Origin of the sequence: Pseudomonas sp. B3(2017) (assembly GCF_002113595.1) — a bacterium.
Taxonomy (GTDB): domain Bacteria; phylum Pseudomonadota; class Gammaproteobacteria; order Pseudomonadales; family Pseudomonadaceae; genus Aquipseudomonas; species Aquipseudomonas ekonensis.
In genome coordinates this window covers 19,746-43,492 of the sequence record NZ_NEIU01000001.1, presented here as the reverse complement: position 1 = coordinate 43,492, position 23,747 = coordinate 19,746, and the positions used below count along the sequence as shown (strand labels likewise).

General features: G+C 64.9%; 15 protein-coding genes and 1 pseudogene. 9 read left to right on the top strand and 7 right to left on the bottom strand.

Translation table 11 applies throughout. The annotated features are described in order from the left end of the window. The first annotated feature begins 74 nt into the window (after window positions 1-74). Window positions 75-992, top strand: coding sequence for a transcriptional regulator MetR (metR, locus tag CAG33_RS00150; RefSeq protein ID WP_085580171.1), 918 nt, complete (start codon window positions 75-77; stop codon window positions 990-992). Window positions 993-1,109: 117 nt separating this feature from the next. On the opposite strand, the gene CAG33_RS00145 is transcribed toward metR, so the two are convergent. The 4 genes from CAG33_RS00145 to CAG33_RS00130 are packed head-to-tail and all read right to left on the bottom strand — an operon-like array spanning window position 1,110 to window position 4,116. Then, window positions 1,110-1,607, bottom strand: a complete 498-nt coding sequence (locus CAG33_RS00145; RefSeq protein ID WP_085636526.1) for a GNAT family N-acetyltransferase — start codon at window positions 1,605-1,607, stop codon at window positions 1,110-1,112. Window positions 1,608-1,609: 2 nt separating this feature from the next. Further along, a complete protein-coding gene (locus CAG33_RS00140; RefSeq protein ID WP_085580167.1) occupies window positions 1,610-2,248 on the bottom strand; it encodes a LysE family translocator in 639 nt (212 codons plus the stop codon). A 22-nt stretch (window positions 2,249-2,270) separates the two neighbouring features. After that, window positions 2,271-2,699, bottom strand: a complete 429-nt coding sequence (locus CAG33_RS00135; RefSeq protein WP_085580165.1) for an NUDIX domain-containing protein — start codon at window positions 2,697-2,699, stop codon at window positions 2,271-2,273. Between the two features lie 55 nt (window positions 2,700-2,754). Beyond that, window positions 2,755-4,116 carry an HD domain-containing phosphohydrolase gene (locus CAG33_RS00130; protein ID WP_085580163.1) on the bottom strand — a complete coding sequence of 454 codons (1,362 nt, stop codon included), beginning with the start codon at window positions 4,114-4,116 and terminating at the stop codon, window positions 2,755-2,757. 247 nt (window positions 4,117-4,363) lie between these two features. On the opposite strand from CAG33_RS00130, the gene CAG33_RS00125 reads away from it, so the two are divergent. From CAG33_RS00125 to CAG33_RS00100, 7 genes and pseudogenes are all read left to right on the top strand, one after another. After that, window positions 4,364-6,619 carry an EAL domain-containing protein gene (locus tag CAG33_RS00125; protein ID WP_085580161.1) on the top strand — a complete coding sequence of 752 codons (2,256 nt, stop codon included), beginning with the start codon at window positions 4,364-4,366 and terminating at the stop codon, window positions 6,617-6,619. Continuing rightward, window positions 6,619-8,493 (top strand): bifunctional diguanylate cyclase/phosphodiesterase, encoded by a 1,875-nt coding sequence (locus tag CAG33_RS00120; RefSeq protein ID WP_085636524.1) that lies wholly within the window; start codon window positions 6,619-6,621, stop codon window positions 8,491-8,493. The genes CAG33_RS00125 and CAG33_RS00120 overlap by 1 nt, the downstream gene beginning before the upstream one ends. Continuing rightward, window positions 8,490-9,452, top strand: coding sequence for a cytochrome-c peroxidase (locus CAG33_RS00115; protein WP_085580157.1), 963 nt, complete (start codon window positions 8,490-8,492; stop codon window positions 9,450-9,452). Before CAG33_RS00120 ends, CAG33_RS00115 begins: the two co-directional genes overlap by 4 nt. Beyond that, on the top strand, window positions 9,449-11,263 hold the full coding sequence (locus CAG33_RS00110; RefSeq protein ID WP_085580155.1) for a DAHL domain-containing protein: 1,815 nt from the start codon (window positions 9,449-9,451) through the stop codon (window positions 11,261-11,263). The genes CAG33_RS00115 and CAG33_RS00110 overlap by 4 nt, the downstream gene beginning before the upstream one ends. Then, a complete protein-coding gene (locus CAG33_RS00105) occupies window positions 11,260-12,663 on the top strand; it encodes an ATP-binding protein (RefSeq protein WP_085629437.1) in 1,404 nt (467 codons plus the stop codon). Before CAG33_RS00110 ends, CAG33_RS00105 begins: the two co-directional genes overlap by 4 nt. A gap of 98 nt (window positions 12,664-12,761) precedes the next feature. Next, window positions 12,762-12,848, top strand: a pseudogene (locus CAG33_RS28700) (helix-turn-helix transcriptional regulator); the annotation flags it as partial. 151 nt (window positions 12,849-12,999) lie between these two features. Next, window positions 13,000-14,619 (top strand): FMN-binding glutamate synthase family protein, encoded by a 1,620-nt coding sequence (locus CAG33_RS00100; RefSeq protein ID WP_085580152.1) that lies wholly within the window; start codon window positions 13,000-13,002, stop codon window positions 14,617-14,619. A gap of 33 nt (window positions 14,620-14,652) precedes the next feature. Here the strand turns inward: CAG33_RS00100 and CAG33_RS00095 are convergent, their stop codons facing one another. The 3 genes from CAG33_RS00095 to CAG33_RS00085 form a co-directional block, all read right to left on the bottom strand. After that, window positions 14,653-15,027 carry a GtrA family protein gene (locus CAG33_RS00095; RefSeq protein ID WP_085629435.1) on the bottom strand — a complete coding sequence of 125 codons (375 nt, stop codon included), beginning with the start codon at window positions 15,025-15,027 and terminating at the stop codon, window positions 14,653-14,655. Window positions 15,028-15,111: 84 nt separating this feature from the next. After that, complete coding sequence (locus CAG33_RS00090) at window positions 15,112-16,617, bottom strand: glucosyltransferase domain-containing protein (RefSeq protein WP_085629433.1); 1,506 nt, start codon at window positions 16,615-16,617, stop codon at window positions 15,112-15,114. A gap of 185 nt (window positions 16,618-16,802) precedes the next feature. Next, entirely contained in the window at window positions 16,803-18,224 is a 1,422-nt protein-coding gene (locus CAG33_RS00085; RefSeq protein ID WP_085629431.1) for an amino acid permease, read from the bottom strand. 508 nt (window positions 18,225-18,732) lie between these two features. On the opposite strand from CAG33_RS00085, the gene CAG33_RS00080 reads away from it, so the two are divergent. Continuing rightward, window positions 18,733-23,673, top strand: coding sequence for an NEL-type E3 ubiquitin ligase domain-containing protein (locus CAG33_RS00080; protein ID WP_085636522.1), 4,941 nt, complete (start codon window positions 18,733-18,735; stop codon window positions 23,671-23,673). Window positions 23,674-23,747: the final 74 nt, after the last annotated feature.

Genomic DNA, 23,747 nt, shown 5'->3' with positions numbered 1-23,747 from the left:
GTCGACAGCCCGGGCAACATGAGACAAACTCAACCTTTTCGTGTTGATTACAAATTTTACTCATGGAGCCTGCGGTGCTAGAGATCCGTCACCTGAAAACCCTGCACGCCCTGCGCGAAGCCGACAGCCTGGTCGATGCCGCCGACCGCCTGCACCTGACCCAATCGGCGCTGTCCCACCAGTTCAAGGAGCTGGAGGAACGCATGGGCATGCCGCTGTTCGTGCGCAAGACCAAACCGGTGCGCTTCACCAGCGCAGGCCTGCGCCTGCTGCAACTGGCCGACGCCACCCTGCCGCTGCTGCGCGCCGCCGAGCGCGACATCGGCCGCCTGGCCGGCGGCACCGCCGGGCGCCTGCACATGGCCATCGAATGCCACAGTTGCTTTCAATGGCTGATGCCGACCATCGACCAGTTCCGCGACGCCTGGCCGGAAGTGGAGCTCGACCTGGCCTCGGGGTTCTCCTTCGCGCCGCTGCCGGCCCTGGCCCGCGGCGACCTGGACCTGGTGGTCACCTCCGACCCGCTGGAAATCGCCGGGCTCACCTACGTGCCGCTGTTCACCTACGAAGCCATGCTCGCGGTGGCCAACCAGCATCCGCTGGCCGGCAAACCGTACATCGTCCCCGAAGACCTGCGCAGCGAAACCCTGATCACCTATCCGGTGGAGCGTGACCGGCTGGACATCTTCACCCGCTTCCTGGAACCGGCCGACATCGAGCCGGCGCAGGTGCGCACCTCTGAACTGACGGTGATGATGATGCAACTGGTGGCCAGCGGCCGGGGGGTGTGCGGCATGCCGCACTGGGCGCTGCACGAGTACAGCTCGCGGGGTTACGTGAAGGCCAAGCGGCTGGGGGAGAAAGGCCTGTTTGCCACCCTCTACGCGGCGATCCGCGCCGACATGCTGGATGCGCCGTACATGCGCGACTTCCTGCTGACGGCCAAGGACACCTCGTTCTCGACCCTGGACGGCGTCAGCGCCGTGCGCTGAAGGCGCTGCGGGCGAACTCGGCCCTGCCCTGCGGCGCCCTCACTGACGCCATCGCCAGCAGGCCGGCTCCCACAGGTTCCGGGTCGTTCCCGGAGGCAGGGTTGAGCCCAAGGGGCTTCAGAGCTCGCGCCACAGGTGGAGCTTGTCGAAGTAGTCCTCGCCCACCCGCACAGCCATGGGTTCCTGGCCGAACTGGATGAAGCCGCAGCGCCGGTAGAGGTTCAGCGCCGCGTCGTTGCCGGCGGTGACCGTCAGTTGGATGAGTTTCAGTTCCGGGCGGCTCTGCGCTTCGGCCAGGGCGGCCTGCAGCAACCCGTGGCCCGTGCCCCGGCGGCAATACGGCGCCGACACGTACAGGCCGAACAGCGTGACCTTGTGCCGGGCCTTTTCCCGGGACTCGAACGCCAGCCCGACGATGCCGGCCAGCCTTCCGGCCTCGAACGCGCCGAGCACCACATCGAACTTGCCGCTGAGCCGCGACTCCCACCAGCTCAGAGGCATCGCCGCCCGTTCGCGCACGCTGGAGGTGAAGGCCTGCGGGTGGCAGTCGTAGGCTTCAAGCATCAGTCCCCGGTAGGCCAGGGCGTGACTGGCATCGAGCCGCTCGATCCACATGCTCACGCCGTCCTGCGCTGCTCAAGCATCAGGCGCAGCGCCAGCCCGCCGAGCACGAACCCCATGAAGTAACGCTGGGCCGCCAGCCAGGTCGGGTTGTGGGCGAACCACGAGGCGATGCCCGCCGCCGACAGCGCGATCATCAGGTTGACGCTGAAACTGACGCTGATCTGGGTCAGGCCCAGCACGATGCTCTGGCTGAACACCGAGCCGTGCTCCGGGGTGATGAACTGCGGAAACACCGAGAGGTAGAACACCGCGATCTTCGGGTTCAGGGCGCTGGTGAGAAAACCCATCGTGATCAGCCTGCGCGGGGAGTCGGCCGGCAGCGCCTGCACTTCGAACGGCGAACGGGCGCCGGGCTTGACCGCCTGCCAGGCCAGCCACAGCAGGTACAGCGCACCGGCCCACTTCAGCGCCTCATAGGCCATCGGCACCGCGAGGAACACCGCCGTGAGGCCGGCCGCCGCCGCGAACAGGTGCACGAAGAACCCCGCCACCACGCCCAGCAACGACGTCACCCCGGCCCGGCGCCCCTGACAGATCGAACGGGAAATCAGGTAGATCATGTTCGGCCCCGGCGTCAGCACCATCAGCAGCGCGGCGGCGGCGAAAATCAGCAGATCGTGCAACGGGATCATGGCGGGCTCCTTGCGTGGGCGGTCAGACGGTCAGCGAGGCCCGATAGAACGGCAGGATCAGGTCCCGTGTCAATGGCGCCAGCGCCAGCCCGCCGTCAGTCTGCGGATCGATCCAGCTCACCTCTTCGATCTCCGCCGCCGGGGACACCTGGGCGGCGATGTCCAGCCGGAAGATGTCCGCCTGCACGGTGAACCCCGGCTCATTGGCGGCAGGGGCGTCGAACCGACCCAGAAAGCCGGCCTGCGCCGGATCGATGACCAGGCCCAGCTCTTCTTCCAGCTCGCGGGCCAGGGCCTGCACCGGCAACTCATGGGGCTCGATCTTGCCGCCGGGCTGCATGAACGCGATGGTGCCGCGCTTGCGCACCAGCAAGGTACGGCCGTCGGGGCCGATCAGCAGGGCGGCGGCGATGCGGATGATGCGGGACGGGACAGCAGAAGCAGAAGTCATGGGTCAGCCGGGGCCTTGGCGAAAACCGCAAGGATCCCATGCCGGCGGAACGCCGTCATCCACCCTGGGCCTCCAGCGCGGCCCCGGTTTCCTCCGGCACCTTGACGAACACCTTGTACTGCCCGCCCTCCATGGCCTCGAAAGCGATCAGCTTGTCCACCAGCGGCCCGCTCAGCACCTTGCCGGCGTTGAGCAGCAGCATGCCGTTGTCGGCATTGAGGTTGCGCGCCAGCACCATGCCCGCCGCCAGTTCGCGGGTGCTCAGCACCTTGACCGCCGGATCCGCCAGCACGACGTCGTTCATCACCTGCGCGCAGACCAGGATGAAGTCCTCGATCAGCCCCGGGTCGTACAGCCGCCCCGCGTACTGACGCAGGTACAGCAGCGCCTCGTCGCTGTTCATCTGCCGTTCGAGGATCAGGCCCCGTTGCAGCTCGACGAAGTCCACCGCCAGCTTCAGCAGGCGCGAGCCGAACGGGATCGCCTCGCCCCGGAGCCGGTCGGGAAAGCCGCCGCCGTCCCAGTGTTCCTGGTGATGCAGGATCAGGCGGGCGGCATCCTTCATCGGGTCGAGGGCCATCAGCACCGATTCGCTCTGCTTGGGGTAGGCCCGGTAACGTTCGCGCTCGACATGGTGCAGCAGGTCCGAGGGGGTCACCATCATGCTGTCCGTCCAGCTCAGCTTGCCGACGTTGTAGAGCGCCGCGGCCATGGTCAGGTCGCGGCTTGCGGCCTCGTCCAGGCCGAAGTGCCGGCAGCAGGCGCGCATCAGCTCGATGATCTGCCGGTTGGTCTGCTTGGCGGGCGGCAGGCGCAGGTTGGCCAGCAGCGAAAACACTTCCGTGCCGGTCACATAGCTGCGCTTGAGCTCCTCGTAGGCCAGGTCGAGCATGTCGGCGGTCTGCTGCAGTTCGGCGGTGCGGGCGGCGACACGCTTCTCAAGGTTGCCGTTGAGCGTCTTGAGCTTCTCGTTCTGCAGCCGGATCAACTGCTCCAGGCGCTGGCGCTCGCGCTCCAGGTGCTGATGCTCGAGGGCCTGGCGCAGGGTCAGGAGCATCTCTTCGTCGTTCCAGGGCTTGCTGATGTAGCGGTGGATCCGGCCTTCGTTGATGGCCTTGATGATCGCCGAAGGGTCGGCGTAGCCGGTCAGCATGATCCGCACCGTCGACGGATGGGCCTCGTGGATGCGGGCCAGCAGCGTGGCGCCGTCCATGTTGGGCATGCGCGCATCGCTCATCACCAGGTCCACCGGCTGCTGCGCCAGGATCTCCAGCGCCCGGGCGCCGCTGTCGGCCAGCAGCACATCGTAAGGCTGGCCGCGCAGCAGGCGGCGCAGGCTGTTGAGGATCGGTTCCTCGTCATCCACCAGCAGCACCTGGGGACGGTTCGCGGGCGTGGGGACGGTTTGCTCTTCCATGGCTGGGCCTCGAACGCAACGGCTGTCGTGGGGGGCATGCCCAGACCGCGTCGCTTGTCCATGCCTGCCCCAAAGGCTAGATGATTTTCTCCAAGGCGGCGCAAATGATCGCCCGACGGCGTCCGGGCGAATTCGCGCGGGGCAACTATGCTTGGTTCATTGATCCGCGACCGGCCCCTGCGCCGCTCTGAGACGAGGGAATAAGGATGATCCCGACAACGGCCGTGCATTCATCGGGCCTTGCGGCATGAACCGGCCGCCTGCGCAGGTCAACCGCCGCGTGCTCATCGTCGACGATACGCCGTCGATCCACGACGATTTCGCGAAGATCCTCGGCGTTCCCCCAGCCGATGACGAAGGTTTGGAGCAGGCCGAGAACCTGCTGTTCGGCACGCCTGCCCCCAGCTCTGCCCCCCGTTTCGAGCTGGATTTCGCCTTCCAGGGTCGCGAAGCCCTGGACAGGGTCGAGGCCGCGCAGGCCGGCGCCGTGCCTTATGCCGTGGCCTTCATCGACATGCGCATGCCGCCGGGCTGGGACGGCCTGGAAACCATCGAACGGCTCTGGCAGGCCGATCCCAGGCTGCAAGTGGCGCTGTGCACCGCCTACTCCGACTACTCCTGGGAAGACCTGGACCGGCGCCTGGATCTGGGCGACCGTCTGCTGATCCTGAAAAAACCCTTCGACGCGATCGAGATCCGCCAGATGGCCAGCGCCCTGACGGTCAAATGGCAAATGACCGAAGACGCCGCGCTGAAGCTCAACCAACTGGAGCAAGCGGTGCAGGCACGCACCCGGGAGCTGTCCGACGCCAACATCATCGTGCAGAACAGCCCGACCGTGCTCTACCGGCTGCGCGGCGAGCCGTCGTTCCCGTTGATGTACATCTCCCACAACATCACCCGCTACGGCCACGCCGCGGCCGACCTGGTGGAGGGCGGCGAGTGGATCGAGAAACTGATCCACCCTGACGACCGGGCCAAGGTCGATGCCGCCATGGCGCGGGTGCTGGACCGGGACGCCTCGGGCGCGTCCATCGAGTTCCGCCTGCGCACCGGGCAAGGCGACTGGCGCTGGGTGGAAAACCGCTACATCCCGGTGCGCGACGCGGCCGGGCGCCTGCTGGAAGTCGAAGGGATCATCCTCGACATCACCGAACGCCGCCAGGCCGAGGAAAAGATGGCCCTGCTGGCCCGCACGGACGGGCTCACCGGCCTGGCCAACCGGGCCACGCTGATCGAGCGCCTGCACCAGGCCTTCGCCGCCGCCCGCCGCGGCGCGATGCCGTTCGCCGTGTTCTACCTGGACCTGGATCACTTCAAGCGGATCAATGACACCCTGGGCCATCCGGTCGGCGACCTGCTGCTGCAGGAAGTCGCGCAACGCATCAAGGCTTCGGTGCGGGAGAACGACGTCATCGCCCGCCTGGGCGGGGACGAGTTCGCGATCCTGCAGCTGGAGGTCAGCGACCCCACCCAGGCCGCCGCCCTCGCCGCCAAGATCCGCGACGTCCTGCTGTTGCCCTATGACCTGGCCGGCAATGTCCTGCGCATTTCGGTCAGCATCGGCGTGTGCCTCTACAGCGCCGCCAGCACCCACGCCGACAACCTGCTGGGGCAGGCCGACATGGCGCTGTACCGCGCCAAGGAAACCGGCCGCAACCAGTTCCACTTCCATTCCGAGGAGATCAACCAGGAAGTGGCCGAGCGGCTGGCCATCGCCAACGAGCTGCAGACCGCCATCCACAAAGGCGAACTGGAGCTGCACTACACGCCGGAAACGGACCTTTCCACCGGCAAGGTCCTCGGCATGCAGGCCCAGGTCCGCTGGCACCATCCCCAGCGCGGCCTGCTGCCGGCGTCGGCCTTTCTGCCGGCGGCGGAAAAGACCGGCGCGATCATCGCCCTCGGGCGCTGGATGCTGGACCACGCCTGCTGGCAGATGCACCGCTGGCGCGACGAAGGCACCGCACCGCCGGTGATGGCGATCAAGCTGTCCCTGGCCCAGCTCAAGAGCGGCCCGGACCTGATCTACGAGGTGCTGCGCACCACCGCCCGCTGGGAGCTGTGCCCGTGGGACCTGCGCTTCGACGTGACCGAAGCGACGCTGGCCCAGACCAAATGGACCCACAACGACGTGCTGCCGCGCCTGCGGGAATTGGGGGTGCGGATCGCCATCGACGATTTCGGCACCGAATACTCGTCGTTCGAGTACCTCAAGACCTATCAGGTCAACCACCTCAAGCTCGCCCAGGCATTCATCGACAACGCCGCCCGGGATCCGGCCGGCGCCATGGCGTTGCGGGCGATCGTCAATTTCGCCCGCGACCTGGGCATCGGCATCATCGCCGAAGGCCTCGGCGAGCCCGGGCCGCAGCGGCTCGCCGCGCTGCCCGTGGAGGTCTCGTCCGGCGTGCCGGCGGTGCCGTCGAGCCTGGAACAGATCTCGCGCCTGCTCAGAGAGGCCGACCTGCTGCCGCCGGGGCCCGCCACGGAGGATGAGTGATGAAGACGCTTGTCGCCCAGACCAACCGGCGCATTCTCATCGTCGATGACACACCGGCCATCCATCAGGACTTTCGCAAGATCCTCGCCCCGGACGACACCTTCGAGCCCAGCCTGGACCAACTGGAGCACACGCTGTTCGGCACCCGGCAGCCCCCCCACGTCACCTTCGAGCTCGATTCCGCCTACCAGGGCCAGGAAGCGCTGAAACTGGTGCAGCAGGCGCTGGTCGACGGCCGCCCCTATGCGCTTGCCTTCACCGACATGCGCATGCCGCCGGGCTGGGACGGCCTGGAGACCGTCGAAAGGCTCTGGCAGGCCGACCCCAACCTGCAGATCGCCCTGTGCACCGCCTATTCGGACTACAGCTGGGAAGCCATGACCGAACGGCTGGAGTTCGGCGATCGCCTGCTGGTGCTGAAGAAGCCCTTCGACGCCCTGGAGATCCGCCAGATGGCCAACGCCCTGACCTGGAAATGGCAACTGGCCCAGGACGCGGCGATGAAGCTGCAGAGCCTGGAGAAGACCGTCGAGGCCCGGGTCCATGAACTGCTCAAGGTCTCGCACCTGCTGCAGTACGATGTGCTCACCCAGTTGCCCAACAGCACGCTGCTGGGGGATCGCCTGAGCCAGGCCCTGGCCCGCGCGCGCCGCCACGACCGGCAACTGGCCGTGCTGTTCCTGGGGCTCGACCGGTTCAAGCGGATCAACAATGCCCTGGGCCATCCGGTCGGCGACGAAATGCTCAAGCGCACGGGCCGCCAACTGGTGGCCAGCGTGCGCGAATCCGACTCGGTGTTCCGCTACGGCTCCGACGAATTCGTGGTCATCCTCAGCGACATCAACCATCCCCAGCAGACCCGCGGCATCGCCGAAAAGCTGCTGGCCGCCATCCGCAGCCCGCACACCCTGGCCGGACACGACCTGACCGTCACCGCCTGCCTGGGCATCAGCATCTACCCGGACGACGGCGGCGAAGCGATCGAACTGATCAAGAAGGCCGAGACGGCCATGCGCAACGTCAAGGACAACGGCCCGGACAGCATCGGCTTCTTCATCGAGGCCATGAACCAGAGTGCCCGCGAACGGCAGAGCATCGAGTCGGGCATCCGCCAGGCCCTGGCGCGGCAGGAATTCGAGCTGCACTACCAGCCCAAGGTCGAACTGGACAGCGGCAAGGTCATCGGCGCCGAAGCGCTGATCCGTTGGTACCGGCCGGGGCATGGCTGGGTCTTTCCCTCCGACTTCATTCCCGTGGCCGAAGACAGCGGCCTGATCGTGCCGCTGACCCGCTGGGTGCTGACCCAGGCTTGCCTTCAGGCCCAGGCCTGGCGGCAGGCGGGGCTGCCGGACGTGCGCATGTCGGTCAACGTGTCGGCCATCGACTTTCGCCAGGGCGACTTCGTCGAGACCGTCGAACAGGTGCTGCAGGCCAGCGCCCTGCCGGCCTCGCTGCTGGAGCTGGAAATCACCGAAGGGGTGATGATGCAGAGCGTCGAGGCCACCATGACCGCCCTCGACCGGATCAAGGCGTTGGGCGTGCGGCTGGCCATCGACGACTTCGGCACCGGCTATTCCAGCCTGAGTTACCTGCACCGCTTCCCGGTCGACGTGCTGAAGATCGATCAGTCGTTCACCCGCACCCTCGACAGCGAAGGCGGCGACGACGCGCTGGTCGGCGCGATCATCAGCCTGGGCAAGAGCCTGCGCCTGAACGTGATCGCCGAAGGGGTCGAGACGCAGCGGCAACTGGACGTCCTCAAGGCCCACGGCTGCGAGGAAGGCCAGGGGTATCACTTCAGCAAAGCCGTGCCGGCGGACGACTTCGCCCGGCTGCTGGCCGCCGGCCCCTTGGGCGGCAGGGCAAAGCCATGAGCCGCCGGCGGACGCTTCCCCTTCTGCTGGCCGCCCTGCTGTGCGGGCTGTGTGCAGGCGCCGGCGCGGAGCCGCTGGACGAACCGCTCAAGCCCCTGCCGGACGCGCCGCCGCTGGATCCGGCGCGGGTGGAACTGGGCCGCAGGCTGTTCAACGATCCGCGGCTGTCAGCCAACGACACGCTGTCATGCGCCAGTTGCCATCACCTGGACAAGGGCGGCGCCGACGTCCGGGCCCTCTCCATCGGGTTCGACGGCAAGCCGGTCAGCGTCAATACGCCGAGCGTGCTCAACGCCAGCCTCAACTTCCGCCAGTTCTGGGACGGCCGGGCCAAGACGCTGGAGGAACAGGTCCACGGCGTGGTCTCCAGTCCTGTCGAAATGGGCAGCGACTGGGACACCGTCGTGCGCAAGATCGGCGCGGATCCCGACTACCGCCGGGCCTTTGCCGCCGCCTACCCGGATGCGGTGACCCCGGCCAACATCCAGGGCGCCCTGGCCGACTACGAGCGCACACTGTTGAGCCCGCGCTCGCGCTTTGACCGCTACCTCTCGGGGGACACGGACATCCTGACCCTGGAAGAGAAGTACGGCTACCAGCGCTTCAAGGACTACGGCTGCATCGCCTGCCATCAGGGGGTGAACATCGGCGGCAACATGTACCAGAAGTTCGGCGTGTTCGGCGATTACGTGGCCGACCGCGGCAACCCGACCGAGGCGGACCTGGGGCGTTTCAACGTCACCGGCGACGAAAGCGACCGCGCCGTGTTCAAGGTGCCGAGCCTGCGCAACGTCGCGCTGACCGCACCGTACTTTCACGACGGTTCGGCGGCCACGCTCGAACAGGCCGTCGATGTGATGTTCCGCTATCAGCTGGGGCGCCAGCCCAGCGGCGAGGACAAGGATCTGATCATCCGCTTCCTCAAGACCCTGAGCGGACAATGGGAGGGCCAGCCATGACCGACATTTCGCGCCGCACCAGCCTGCTGCTGCTGGCCGTCATGGCGCTGGTGCTGGCGTCGATCCTGATCTTTCTGTACCTGAAGTCGAGCTCCGAGAAGACGGCGGCCTACACCGAGTCCCGGGACCTGATCCGTCAGATCAAGCAGCAGGACGCCCAATGGGAAACCGAGGTGCTCAAGGCGCGGGTGGCGATTGCCCACAACTACGACCCGCTGGTGGCGCCGATGAACGAGATGAACCGCCTGTGGGAGCGCTTCGACAGCATGGAGTCGGGCCATGGCCGCAACGACTCCGGGCTGTGGAACGATGCCCACGAGGGCTTCCTCGGGGCGATGCAGGAAAAGACCCGGCTGGTGGAGCGGTTCAAGTCGCACAATGCCCTGTTGCGCAATTCCCTGGCGTTTCTGCCCACCGCCGACGACGACATCCAGGCGCAACTGGCCAACGTGCCCCAAACCGACCCGTCGCGCCTGCTCAACATCGCCAGCGACACCTACGACCTGCTGCTCAGCAGCCTGGAGTTCGCCCAGGTCGCCTCCGACGACAAGGCCGTCGACATCCAGCTGGGGCTGAACAAGCTGGCGGTGAATGCGCAGCGGCTGCCGCAAGCGTTCCAGGATCCGATCCGGATCCTGAGCAACCATGTGGCGCTGATCCTGCGCGAGCAGCCGATCGTCAACAGCCTGCTGCAAGACATCGAAGCGGTGCCGGTGGCCGAACGGCTGGACACCATCACCGGCCTGCTCGACAGCGATCAGCAACGGGTCGAGCGGATCGATCAGCGCTACCACTTCTACCTGCTGGTGTTTTCCGGCCTGCTGGTCTTGACCCTGGTGTGGCTGACCATCCGCCTGATCCGCAGCTTCAGCGAGATCAACCGGGTCAACAAGGCCCTGCAGACCGCCAACGAAGAACTGGAGCGCCGGGTCGAGGAACGCACCCGCGAGCTCAAGGGCGCCCAGAGCGAACTGGTCGACGCCGCACGCCATGCGGGCATGGCCGAGATCGCCACCAACGTGCTGCACAACGTCGGCAACGTCCTCAACAGCGTGAACATCTCCTCCGACCTGATCTCGCGCAGGCTGCGCAGCAGCAAGGCCCAAGGCCTGGGCAAGGCGATGCAACTGATCAACGCCCACCCCGAGGATCTGGGCGAGTTCCTGACCCGGGACGAAAAGGGCAAGCTGCTGCCCGGCTACCTCAACCAGTTGGCGGAGGCCATCGCCCGGGAACAGCAGGAGATGGCCGACGAACTGACGCAGATGAGCAAGAGCGTCGATCACATCAAGGACATCGTCGCCACCCAGCAATCCTACGCCGGGGCCAACAGCCTGACCGAACCGCTGTACATCGACCGGTTGCTCGACGACGCCCTGCGCATGAACGCCGGCGCGCTGAACCGGCACCACGTCACGGTGGTCAAGGCCTATGCCGACGTGCCGCAGATCATGGGCGACAGACACCGCCTGCTGCTGATCCTGATCAACCTGATCAGCAACGCCAAGTACGCCATGGCCGACCTGAGCAACCGCCCGCGGCAGATCACCTTGGGGGTGGAGATCGTCGACGACAGCGTTGTGCAGATCAGCGTCAAGGACGACGGCGAAGGCATCGCACCGGAGAACATGACTCGGATCTTCGCCCACGGCTTCACCACCCGAAAGGACGGCCACGGCTTCGGCCTGCACAGCTGCGCCTTGGCGGCGATCGAAATGAACGGCCATCTCACCGCCCACAGCGACGGACCGGGCCAGGGTGCGCTGTTCACCTTACAGATCCCGTTGGTGCGGGTCACGGAGGACGCATGAGCGAACAGTCCAACCGGCGCATCCTGCTGATCGACGACACTCCGTCGATCCATGACGACTTTCGCAAGATCCTCACCCCGGCACGGGCCGGTTCGGCGCAGCTGGATGAAATGGAAGCGGCCCTGTTCGGCAGCGAGATCAAGGCTGCCCGGCCGGCCTTCGAGCTGGATTCGGCCTACGGCGGCCAGGAAGGCCTGGGCAGGCTCATGCAGGCCCTGCAGGAACATCGTCCCTACGCCGTGGCCTTCGTCGACATGCGCATGCCCGACGGCTGGGACGGGGCGAAGACCATCGAGCACCTGTGGCAGGAGGATCCGAAACTGCAGGTGGTGGTGTGCACCGCCTACTCCGACTACTCGTGGGACGAACTGCTGGACCGCCTCCAGGCCCATGACCGCCTGCTGATCCTGAAAAAGCCGTTCGACAACATCGAAGTGCAACAGATGGCCAACACCCTGCTGACCAAATGGGAGATGACCGAACGGGCATCGATCCAGATGCATCACCTGGAACACCTGGTGGACGAAGGCACCGCCCAGTTCCGCCAGGCCAGCGAGGCCCTGCAGCGGGAGATCGACGAGCGCCGGCAACTGGAGGGGCAGTTGGTGCAGTCGGAAAAACTGGCCTCGCTGGGGCAACTGGCGGCAGGGGTCGCCCACGAGATCAACAACCCGATCGGGTTCATTTCCTCCAACCTCGGCACTCTGGACGGCTACATCAAGCAGTTGCTGGAGATGCTCGACGCCTACGCCGCCGCCAGCCGGACGCTGGACACCGGCGCTGCGGCACAGCTTGAGCAACTGCGCGCACGGCTGGAGCTGGACTATCTGCTGGAGGACATTCCCCAGCTGATCGGCGAATCCAAGGAAGGCATCGGCCGGGTCGGCCGGATCGTCAAGGACCTGAAGGACTTTTCCCGGGTCGACACCAACCAGGAATGGCAGTGGGCCAACCTTCAGCAGGGCATCGAATCGACCCTGAACATCGTCGCCAACGAACTCAAGTACAAGGCCGACGTGGTCAAGGAGTACCAGCCGTTGCCGGACATCGAATGCCTGCCGTCGCAGATCAACCAGGTGATCATGAACCTGATCGTCAACGCGGCGCAGGCCATGGGCCCGGAACGCGGCACCATCACCTTGCGCACCGGGCAACGGGCGGACACGGCCTGGGTCGAGGTCGCCGACACCGGTTCCGGGATCGCGCCCGACACCCTGCAAAAGATCTTCGACCCGTTCTTCACCACCAAACCGGTGGGCCAGGGCACCGGGCTGGGGCTGTCCCTGTCCTATGGCATCGTGAAAAAACACGGCGGGGAGATCTCGGTGCGCAGCGAACTGGGCGCCGGCACCACCTTCCGCGTGGAGCTGCCGCTGCGCCAGAACCGGCCGGCTGCCTGAGGACAGACCGGCATTCCCACAAAACACATTCCGGACCGGACGAGCATGGCCAGCGCGACTTTCGTCGCAATGCCATGGCCGACCGAATCCCGTTCAATGGCCGCCCGATGCCCGACGGTTGCTCCACAAACGAAATCGCCCGTAAGCTGCCAATCGCCGTCGAAACCGTGCAAGCCCATAAAAAAGCCGTTCTTCAGGCGCACAACGCCTGAAAACCCTCGGCATGCAGCACCGCTCCGTGACCTGGAGATGTCTTTGCGGCGAGGGAGCTCGCTCCGTCACCGCAAGAACCTGCCTGCCGCAGACCGATACCGAGTCCGAACCCAAGGAAACCGTATGAGCCTGTCCCTCCTGAGCCGCTACGCCTTCTTTGCCGCCTGCGTGATCTTCACGCTCGCCAGCCTGCCGTTCCTCGACCATGACTGGCTGTGGCCCTTCACCGCCGTCACCGGCGTACTGAGCCTGCTGGGCCTGTTCGACCTGATGCAGAGCCCCCACGCGGTGCGCCGCAACTACCCGATCCTGGGCAACATCCGCTACCTGGTCGAAGGCATCCGCCCGGAGATCCGCCAGTACCTGCTGGAGTCCGACAGCGATGCCCTGCCCTTCTCCCGGGCCCAGCGCTCGCTGGTGTATTCCCGGGCCAAGAACGAGACCGCCGACAAGCCCTTCGGCACCCTGATCGACGTGTACCAGTCCGGCTTCGAGTTCATCGGCCATTCGATGCGCCCCGCGCCGCTGAGCGACCCGAACACGTTCCGCGTCACCGTCGGCGGCCCGCAGTGCACCCAGCCGTACTCGGCGTCAGTGTTCAACATCTCGGCCATGAGCTTCGGCTCCCTCAGCGCCAACGCCATCCGCGCCCTGAACCAGGGCGCCAAGCTGGGCAACTTCGCCCACGACACCGGCGAAGGCAGCATCAGCCCCTACCACCGCGAACACGGCGGCGACCTGACCTGGGAGCTGGGCAGCGGCTACTTCGGCTGCCGCACCGCCGACGGCCGCTTCGACCCGGAGCGCTTCGCCGCCCAGGCGCAGAACCCGCAGGTGCGGATGATCGAAATCAAGATGAGCCAAGGCGCCAAGCCCGGCCACGGCGGCATCCTGCCCAAGCACAAGGTGACCCGGGAGATCGCCGACACCCGCGGCATCTCCATGGGCGAGGACTGCATCTCGCCGTCGCGCCACAGCGCCTTCTCCACGCCGCTGGAGATGATGCAGTTCATCAAGCGGTTGCGTGAGCTGTCCGGCGGCAAACCAGTGGGCTTCAAGTTCTGCCTCGGCCATCCGTGGGAGTTCATGGGCATCGCCAAGGCCATGCTGGAGACCGGCATCCTGCCGGACTTCATCGTGGTGGACGGCAAGGAAGGCGGCACCGGCGCGGCCCCCGTGGAATTCACCGACCACATCGGCGTGCCGATGCGCGAAGGCCTGCTGTTCGTCCACAACACCCTGGTGGGCCTGAACTTGCGGGACAAGATCAAGCTCGGCGCCAGCGGCAAGATCGTCAGCGCCTTCGACATCGCCAGCGTGCTGGCCATCGGCGCCGACTGGGCCAACTCGGCGCGCGGCTTCATGTTCGCCATCGGCTGCATCCAGTCGCAGAGCTGCCACACCAACAAATGCCCGACCGGCGTCGCCACCCAGGACGCCCTGCGCCAACGCGCCCTGGTGGTGCCGGACAAGGCCCAGCGGGTCTACAACTTCCACCGCAACACGCTCAAGGCCCTGGCCGAAATGCTCGCCGCCGCCGGGCTGGAGCACCCTTCGCAACTGTCGGCCAAGCACCTGGTGCGGCGCATGTCGGCCACCGAGATCAAGCTGTTCTCGCAGTTGCATGTGTTCCTCAAGCCGGGGGAACTGCTCACCGGGGAGGTGAACGGTGAGTTCTACTCGCGGATGTGGCAGATGGCGCGGGCGGACAGCTTCGAGCCGCAGGACGCGGCCGTCGCCTGAACCCGGCGCCGGTCCGCCCGACGGGCCGGCGCATCAGCCATCGCTTGGGCGGAACAGCACGAACCGGAAGAAGCCGTAGCCCAGCAACAGGTTCAGCAGCGTGAACGCGACCGCCGTCACCAGCCCCGGCAGATCCCGCTCATCGGCGACCAGGCCGACGCCGTAACTGACCCCGCCCATCACGGCGATGAACAGCAGATAGGCCGTCAGCGACGTATTGAGCTCGAAGGTGTACAGCACGTTCATGTAGAACGAGAACGAGGCGGCCACGCCGTAGGCCGCCACGTTGCCCTGGGCTTGGGAAAGCTGGACCGCCGTGAGCAACACAAAGAACACCTGCCAATGAATCAGCGTGGCCACCGCGCCGATCGCCACCTGAGTGAGGATTCCCTTCCAGAACATGTTCATGCCGCCGCCTCTCCCGATGTCGGGCCAACGCTAGGGCATGCGCAACGCTCGGTCTACTGACAGAAATTACAGGTCGGCGCCCGCTCACCATTGCAGCGAACGGCCGTGGGGCGGCTCCTTCATGACGATGAAACCGTAGTCGCCGATCAGGTAGATCCGGTAGTACAGGCTGTCCACCAGCGGCGGATAGCCCATTTGGCCGACATGGGTGGCATTGCGCCGCTCGCGTTCGGCGATCACGTTGGTGATGCCCGCCGAGGGCAGGTTCTCGGCGAGCATGTAGAAGTCGACGTTGAGCAGGTAACGCAGCACCGGCAACGTGCGGAACGAACCGCCGGCGGCGGCCAGCCAGCGGTCGGACCAAGTCACCGACAGGTAGATCCGCTTGGCTTCGCGCAGCGCCGGGCGGGAGGCGATGTCCTGGCTGAGGCTGTGCAGGGCGCTGTCGGCGAAGGTCTTCTGCATCGTCAGCACCCGGCCGTAGGCGAACGACAGCGAGAGCGACGCCGACAGCGCAACCGCCAGCAGCAGCGGCAGCCGCCGGTGCAGCGGCGCCAGCCCCAGGTACGCCAGATAGGCCAGCAATGTCAGCAGCGCGCCGAACCCCATCAGGGTACGCGCGCCCTCGTTGAAGTCGCGGAACACCAGGGTCATGCCCGGCACCATCAGCACCGCCAGCGGCAACGTCAGCAGGCAAGCCGCACCCAACAGCGAGTCCTTCCAGGCAGGTTCCTGCCGCTGCGCCAGGCGCTGCCCCACACGGACCGCGCCGAGCAGCGCACACAGCGCCAACGCAACGGACACCCCGAGGTATCCGCCGTTGAACAGCAGCGCGACCTTCTCCGCCACCCGTCCGAGGTTGATGCCGACCTGCGACAGAGGGCTGGCGCCCCCGTTCAGCATTTCAGTGCGTGAGGCATCCGTGAACGGCAAGACCGTGACGCCGTAGATCAGCACCGCGAGCAGCAACTGCGCGAGCTTGCCGCCGATCAAGCATCCGATGTCTCGCCAGGGCAAGCGAGCCTGCACGGCGCGGATCAGCTCCACGGCGCACAGGCCGAGAAACACGTTGACGCTGATCTGGTACAGCCCGAACGCCAGCGCCAACAATGCCGCCGGCGCCAGCCAGCGCCGTATCCGGGAACCGCTGCGGTAGGTGATCGCCCAGATCACCGCCGCCAGGCTCAGCGCCGTGGCCGGCCCGTCGTACTGGTAGGACAGGTTCTGCAGCAGGAACGGGTTGTACCAGAGCGGCAACGGCACCAGGCAAGCGGCCAGGCAAGGTTGCGGGAAAAGGTGGAAGGTCAGCCGGGTCAGGGCCGCCGCCATCGCCAGCGTGGCCAGCAGCAACGGCAGCGGGAAGATGTTCGGCGCAGCGTCGCTGAACGTCAGGGCCTTGTACAGCCAGTCGACGAACAGCCGCCCTTGCCCGGCCCAGGCATTGCCGGCGGCCAGCGCCCGCCAGTTGTCGTCGATGTAGGGGTAGTCCGCGAGGATCAGCGGCAGGACATAGAGAAAGGCCGCGAACACAAAGAACCGCATGACCTGATGGCGGCTCAGCTCGCGGTCGACAAGATCGGTCATCCTCATAACCTGCGCCTCCCATCGCTGGCGGAATCGACAGCGATAGAGTTTGGAGCATGGCCCGGCACCGGAAGTCGCTGCGCACTCCCCTTTCAGACCGACGGTCGCACTGCTGCCCTCGCCAGCGCGTTGCCCAAACGCAAAAGCCCCGGCCTTGCGGGCCGGGGCTCAGGTGTTTCAGGCGTCAGGGCTTATGAAGCCGAACGCACCGCGCCCTGCTCCGCAGGGTTCGGCTGCAGCTTGAACACATAGAACAGCGCCGTCAGCAGCACCAGGAACGCAGGCCCCACGTACAGCGCCACCCGGGTGTCCGGGAAGTACGCCATCAGGCCCACCACCAGCACCAGGAACGCCAGGGCGAACCAGGAGCTGACCGGGTACAGCCACATCTTGTACTTGAGGGCGCCCCGTTCGGCGGCGCTCAGGCCTTTGCGGAACCTGAGCTGGGCCAGCAGGATCATCACCCAGGTCCAGATCGCGCCGAAGGTGGCGATGGAGGTCACCCAGACGAAGACTTTCTCCGGCACCAGGTAGTTGAGCAGCACGCCCAGCAGCAAGGCGAAGATCGACAGCAGCAAGGCGCGGCGCGGCACGCCGTTGCCGGAGGTCTTGGCGAAGCCGGCCGGGGCCTGGCCGTTCTGCGCCAGGCTGTAGAGCATGCGCCCGGTGCTGAAGATGCCGCCGTTGCACGACGACAGCGCCGCAGTGATGACCACGAAGTTGATGATGCCGGCGGCGGTCTTGATGCCCAGCCGCTCGAAGGTCATCACGAAGGGGCTGCCCTGGGTGCCGATCTCGTTCCACGGGTAGATCGACAGGATCACGAACAGCGCGCCGACGTAGAACAGCAGGATCCGCCAGAACACCGAGCCGATGGCGTCGGGAATGGTCTTCTGCGGGTTCTTCGCTTCGCCTGCGGTCAGGCCGATCATCTCCACGCCCAGGTAGGCGAACATCACCATCTGCAGGGACATCAGCACGCCCTGCACGCCGTTGGGCATGAACCCGCCGTGGCTCCACAGGTTGGAGATGCCCAAGGCCACGCCGTCGTTGCCGAAGCCGAAGGCGATGATGCCGATGCCGCCCAGCACCATGGCGATGATGGTGACGATCTTGATCAGGGCGAACCAGAACTCGAACTCACCGAAGGCCTTCACCGCGATCAGGTTGACCCCGCCCATGCTGACCAGCGCCGCCAGGGCCCAGATCCAGCGCGGCACGTCGGGGAACCAGATGCCCATGTACACCGCCACGGCGGTGATTTCCGCGACGCAAGTCACCAGCCACAGGAACCAGTAGTTCCAGCCGGTGAGAAAGCCCGCCAGCGGGCCGAGGTAATCCTGGGCGTAGCGGCTGAACGAGCCGGCCACCGGGTTGTGCACGGCCATTTCGCCGAGGGCGCGCATGATCACCAGGATCGCCAGGCCGCCGATGATGTAGGACAGCATGATGGCGGGGCCGGCCATCTCGATGGCCTTGGCCGAACCGAGAAACAGGCCGACGCCGATGCAGGCGCCGAGCGCCATCAGGCGAATGTGCCGTTCGCCGAGCTCGCGCTTGAGCGGGCCGCCTTGGGCGGTCTCGCCGTGGGGTGAGTGGTTGCCGACTGGCATGGGAGACATCCTCGTCTTGTTATTGGATAGGGCCACCGAGCGGCGAAGCCTTGGCCGATGGGCCGGGGCTTGCCGGTGCCGCGTCTGCCTCGTGGGCAAAGGCGTCCCCCAGGCATCGCCTGCGGGATCGGCGGGGCATGCAGTATAAAAAGCCCGCCACAGAGAGTTTCGCTTTAAAAACCACAGAAAACAGCCACACAACCTGCAGAACCGTCTTTCGACAGAACAGACTACCTGTTGTTTTGCAAAAAATGTCGTGAACGGGACGCCGCGGAGTATCGCACGCCCGGCGCGGGGCGGTCATGCGCACGGCAGAGAAACAATCGCCAACGCCCCATCGCGCGCACAGGCATCCTGATGCGCACAAAGGTAGTAGCCACCTACTTTTTAAATATCAGATTTAAATGTTTCCTCTTTATCCGACGCGTCGACCCCACCAACTTTTGAATTATTTTTCTTGAACACTGGCGTTAGCCTGAAGCCCCTATCCTAATTACGGGCACACGCCATGAGCGAAACAAATAGTTATTCAGGGAAACATCACGAATTGATAAAGTCGCGCATCCCTCCGGTCTTCGCCAATATGGCATTGCACCGCAGCGAAGCACTACGCAACATCCGGCCGCAACGTGCCGCCTGGATGAATCCGGAAGACGCCAGCCTCAAGCGAAACCTGGCCTACAGCAACCGCCAGGCGTGGGAGACGCAAAACGCTGTCGACACATTATTCTCCTCACTCAGGGATGTGAGGACATTCGCCGAACCCTTGCTGAAGGACAAACTTCTTCAGCAGTACAAGCTTGATGTCGACGTGAGAAACATCCACATAAGACTCTATAAAAAAGTTGAACTTGGTGGATTCAAACCCACGACCATTTCATTACTTGACGCTGCCCTGCACAACTTTCCGCAAAATGAAACATTCGACGCCGCGTCCGATTTCCTGATCTCGACCGATCCGAACAAGGGGCTCTACGACATTTATCCCATCAAGCAATTGATCAGCATCGACCAGTTCAAGCGGTTGTGCCGGGACCTGGACATCGGCGCACGCTACAAGGAGCGTCTGGAGGCGCTGCTGCTCACCACTAACCGCGTCGCCCGCACCTATCTGGAAACCAGCGTCCAGAACAACATGAGGACCGCGTTGAAGGCCGCCGCACGAATGGCCCTGGCGAGCGGAGACATCACGCCTGAAGCCTTCACCCTGATCAATGCGCTGCATTCCGGGCAGACAAACCTGGCGCTCAAAGGCCAGGCGATGCAGCTCTTCGAACTGGGCTTGCTGGAGGCAAGGCTTACCGGCATCCTGCTCATCGCTCCCACGCCCGGCGAGCCGCTGATCTCGGATACGGTCATTGCCTACGTTCCCCACGACCCTCGGCATCCGCTCAAGCAATACCGCAACGCAAACGTCTTCAGGGACGAACTGTTCTGGCAATTGCGGGAGAACCAGACGCTTGCCTCCAGCGGCCAGAGCTACCTTCAGTTCTTCAGTCAGTTCGTCGACCATGGGCAGCGCGGCCAATTCTTTGCCAGGCTGGCGCAGCACCTGGCGCCCGTTACCTTTCACGGTTGGGCTGCGGGCGACCCGCGTCCGGCCTGGCGCGAAAATCCGCCGGATCTGAGGGCGCTGCGTTTCGAGCTGTTTCCCGTCACCCAACCCCTCTGGAGATATCTCTACCGGCGCTTGGCCAACAAGGTTCTCAACGATGCGCGCACGCTCGCCGTCCCGACCGCCGACGTCGACCGTCTGCAACGTCAGGCATGGTGGGACAGAATCGAGAAAATCGCCCTGGAGATCCTCAACGTCGCCGTGATGGTCGTCGCTCCCTTCGTGCCGGGCCTGGGCGAGTTGATGCTGGCCTACACCGCCTATCAACTGGCCAATGAAACCCTCGAGGGCGTGGTCGACCTGGCCGAAGGTGTCTGGCGCGAGGGCACGGAGCACATTGTCGGTGTGGTCAGCGACATCGTTCAGCTGGGCGCGATGGGGGCCGGCATCCCGATCGCCCGGGAGTTCAAGCTCAAACTGTCACCGACAATCGAATCCATGCATGCGGTGACCTTGCCCAACGGGGAGACACGCCTGTGGTACCCGGACATCGCGCCCTACGAACACAGTCTGGCGTTGCCCGACACCCTGACGCCCGACGCCCAAGGCCTGTACCGGCATGAGGGGGACAATGTACTGCGCCTCGTAAACCGTCACCTGAAAGTGCACAAGGATCCGGCCAGCGGGCAGTACCGCATCCGCCACCCCAATCGCGCCGACGCCTACGAGCCCAGGCTGGAGCACAACGGCCGTGGCGCCTGGCGGTACGAAAGCGAAAACCCCTACGAGTGGGACAGCGCCACGCTCATGCGCCGGCTCGGCCACAGCACCGACGGGCTCAGTGCCGAGCAGCTGGAACACGTACGCCGGATCAGTGCCACGGATGTCGAGACGCTGCAACGCATGCACGCCGATAACGCTCCGCCCCCGCTCCTCCTGGACGATACCCTCAAGCGTTTCAAGGCGTTCGAGGATGTCGGTCTGGCGAAACGGCGGATTCGCACAGGCGCGGCGCTTGACCCGAGAGATACGTGGTTCCCCCAGATAGTCACCGAATTACCGGGATGGCCGCCCGAATGCGCCTTGAAAGTGTTTCACGGATCCGACTTCAACGGTGGCCACTACCGCTACGGCAATCCCAAGGCCAGTCCGCACTCCACCTTGTCCGTCAGCCAGACGCAGGTGCTGAACGGCGATCTGCCGGTGGCCGTGGTCGGGTTCCTCGATGACTCGCAGATGAAACGCCTGCTCGGACCGGACGTGCCGGTGAGCGAACGATTGCCGGCGCTGCGCAATCGTTTGGCGGACATGCTGGATTCGCGCGCCGAGTCGATTGCGGACCACACCTACGGCAGTCGCGAGCAAAGCCAGGACCCGCACGCTCGCCGCCTGCAGGGGCTGCACCCTGAACTGTCTGCAGCCATCGCCGAGCGGCTGATCGGGGAAGCACCGCCCGCTGCCCTGGAGGCGCTGGCCAGTCGACGCCGCCTGCCACACGACTTCAAGGTCAAGGCCCGTGAATGCGCGTTCGAGATCCGCCTCGCCCGAGCGTATGAAGGGTTCTACAAGAGTCGTCCGCTGACCGCCGACACCGAGCGCCTGGCCCTGGAGACGGTGATGGATCGCAAGGCGCTCAAGGATGTGCGTATCGAGATCCGTGACGACAATCTCGACAACACCTTGCGCAGCAGCGTCGGCCCCCAAGACGCCTCCCACCGCCGTGTGCTGCTGCGCCGCCAGCGGGGCGACTACGCTGTCCTCGATGGTGGCCGCAACCCGCTGTTCGACGCCCAGACCGTATACGAAGCGATCCTGCAGGCCTTGCCCGAAAAATCGGGATTCAATCTGAAGCCGGGGGACGGCCCGATCCTTCGCCAGTGGCTGACGGACAAGAATCTCTCGCCCGAGGTGCGCCGAAAGGCGATGCTGACGGCGCCTTTGCGCCCGGTGGCCGCCGAAGAAACCCACTGGATGCTGCGCGCCACCTGGAACTGGATCGTCTCCTTCTTCCACCGTCCCGGCCGAACATTCACGGTGCTGGAGAAACGCGTGCAACGCCTGTATCCGCGGCTGAGAGAGACAGAGCGCGATACGTTCATACGGTCCCTGCCCGTCGGCACCGACCCCATCGAAGTAGTGGAAAAACTGGAGATCCAGTTGCGCGAGATTGATACGGCGCTGGATAACTGGGGCGTACGGATGTCCAGCCCCCTGCCTGACGAGCCGTCGATCCCGCCCCGCAACGCCCACCACATCATCCAAAGGATGAAAGCCTGTTTCAGGCGTGAGTCCAACGTGTTCGGTGTACGCAACATCCGCTTCGACGACGGATACATCCTGGATCTGTCGAAGGAACTGCTTGGCTTTGAGCTGGAATCCTGGTGGAAAAAATTGCTTGAGATGGACATCAAGACATACCTGGATCAGATCACTGTGATGAACCTGGACAACATGAGATTCTCCGCGCGCGCCACGGGGATGCTGAAGGACTTCCCCCGACTGCGCCGGCTCAGCGCCCGCAACTGTGACCTGACCGAGGTGCCTGAAGCGGTCTACTCGATGAAGGGGTTGGAAACCCTGCGCCTGAACGATAACCGGATTGTCCTGACGGACGCCTCCGTGGAGGGCCTCAGACAGCTGACCGCACTGCAGACCCTGCAACTGGACAGTAACCCGTTGACCCTACCGCCCGATGTCTGCGACATGCCCGATCTCAGGGTGCTGTCACTGCGCAGGACCAACCTCACGGACTGGCCGGTCGGGTTGTTGAGCAGACCCCGCCCTCGTGGCCTTAATGTCGATTTGACCGGCAGTCCGATCCAGACCGTACCGAAGGTACTGAACGTCACGCGTGACTCACCCGAAGCGTGGATCTTGGCCCGCACACGGATCTCCCAGTGGAAACTGCCGGAAGATGAACGTAAACGGCTGTTCGACTACCGCGAAAAAGTAGGCAGACCTAAAGAAGTCAACGTTGAGCAGCCCACCGAAAACGACATTGAAAAGTGGCCGCTGGAGACCGACTCGCTGCTGTTCAAACCCGATCCGGGGCTGGGTGAGCAGCGCAAGGAAGCTTGGCAAAGCCTGAAGGCCGAAGAGAAAAGCAAAGGCTTTTTCAAGGTCATCAACCGGCTGACCCGATCCGCCGACTACACCGCCGCAGATGAAGAGCTACGCAAGCAGCTCGCGCGCCGGGTCTGGAATGTGATCGAGGCAATGGATCTGAATACGCAGTTGCGTGAGGACGTATTCGCAACGATAGAGAACCCGGAAACCTGCGTCGACGCCGTCACCGAGGAGTTCAACAAGATAGGGGTACTGGTGCTCGCGTCACAGGCGTATGACTACTCGACGTCCCATGAGGAACTGGAACGCCGTCTCCTGGCCTTGGCCAAGGGGGCCGCACGTCTGGAAAGCGTGAACACCATCGCCCGGGAAGAAGTCCGCAAACGCCCAAGCCGAGCGGAAGAGGTTGAAATCTATCTCGCCTACCAGATCGGTCTTAGCGCACGTCTGGGATTGCCCTGGCAATCCGAGCGCATGCTGTACCGGCAAATCGGTGGGGTCAGCCACGACATGCTCGACGCGGCTTACAGGACCGTCCTTTCGCTGGAGGCGGGCGACGGCCTGGTCAACGGGATGCTCGAACTCGAATTCTGGGAAAATTTTCTCAAGGCACAATACGGTGACACTCTTGATCAAGACGTCGCCCAATACACCCGAAAACTGGCAGAGCTTGATGATCAGTACGAACGCAAAGAACTGACGGAGAACGAGTACGAGGCAAAATCCAAGGACATCAGGTACGAGAAACAGCAATCACGTCGCAACAAGACGAAAGCGCTGCTCGAAAAGCACAACCTGCTCGGAAACGACAGCGCGCCCACACGCTGATCCCCGACGCCGCTGCTTCCGGTCACCCCCGACCGGTCGGCAGCGGCCACCGCTCGTTCCATCACAAAATTTTC

Coding starts and splice junctions, on each gene's coding strand:
- CAG33_RS00145 (WP_085636526.1), bottom strand. CDS start 1,607: ATGTGGATCGAGCGGCTCGATGCCAGTCACGCCCTGGCCTACCGGGGA.
- CAG33_RS00140 (WP_085580167.1), bottom strand. CDS start 2,248: ATGATCCCGTTGCACGATCTGCTGATTTTCGCCGCCGCCGCGCTGCTG.
- CAG33_RS00135 (WP_085580165.1), bottom strand. CDS start 2,699: ATGACTTCTGCTTCTGCTGTCCCGTCCCGCATCATCCGCATCGCCGCC.
- CAG33_RS00130 (WP_085580163.1), bottom strand. CDS start 4,116: ATGGAAGAGCAAACCGTCCCCACGCCCGCGAACCGTCCCCAGGTGCTG.
- CAG33_RS00125 (WP_085580161.1), top strand. CDS start 4,364: ATGAACCGGCCGCCTGCGCAGGTCAACCGCCGCGTGCTCATCGTCGAC.
- CAG33_RS00120 (WP_085636524.1), top strand. CDS start 6,619: ATGAAGACGCTTGTCGCCCAGACCAACCGGCGCATTCTCATCGTCGAT.
- CAG33_RS00115 (WP_085580157.1), top strand. CDS start 8,490: ATGAGCCGCCGGCGGACGCTTCCCCTTCTGCTGGCCGCCCTGCTGTGC.
- CAG33_RS00110 (WP_085580155.1), top strand. CDS start 9,449: ATGACCGACATTTCGCGCCGCACCAGCCTGCTGCTGCTGGCCGTCATG.
- CAG33_RS00105 (WP_085629437.1), top strand. CDS start 11,260: ATGAGCGAACAGTCCAACCGGCGCATCCTGCTGATCGACGACACTCCG.
- CAG33_RS00100 (WP_085580152.1), top strand. CDS start 13,000: ATGAGCCTGTCCCTCCTGAGCCGCTACGCCTTCTTTGCCGCCTGCGTG.
- CAG33_RS00095 (WP_085629435.1), bottom strand. CDS start 15,027: ATGAACATGTTCTGGAAGGGAATCCTCACTCAGGTGGCGATCGGCGCG.
- CAG33_RS00090 (WP_085629433.1), bottom strand. CDS start 16,617: ATGAGGATGACCGATCTTGTCGACCGCGAGCTGAGCCGCCATCAGGTC.
- CAG33_RS00085 (WP_085629431.1), bottom strand. CDS start 18,224: ATGCCAGTCGGCAACCACTCACCCCACGGCGAGACCGCCCAAGGCGGC.
- CAG33_RS00080 (WP_085636522.1), top strand. CDS start 18,733: ATGAGCGAAACAAATAGTTATTCAGGGAAACATCACGAATTGATAAAG.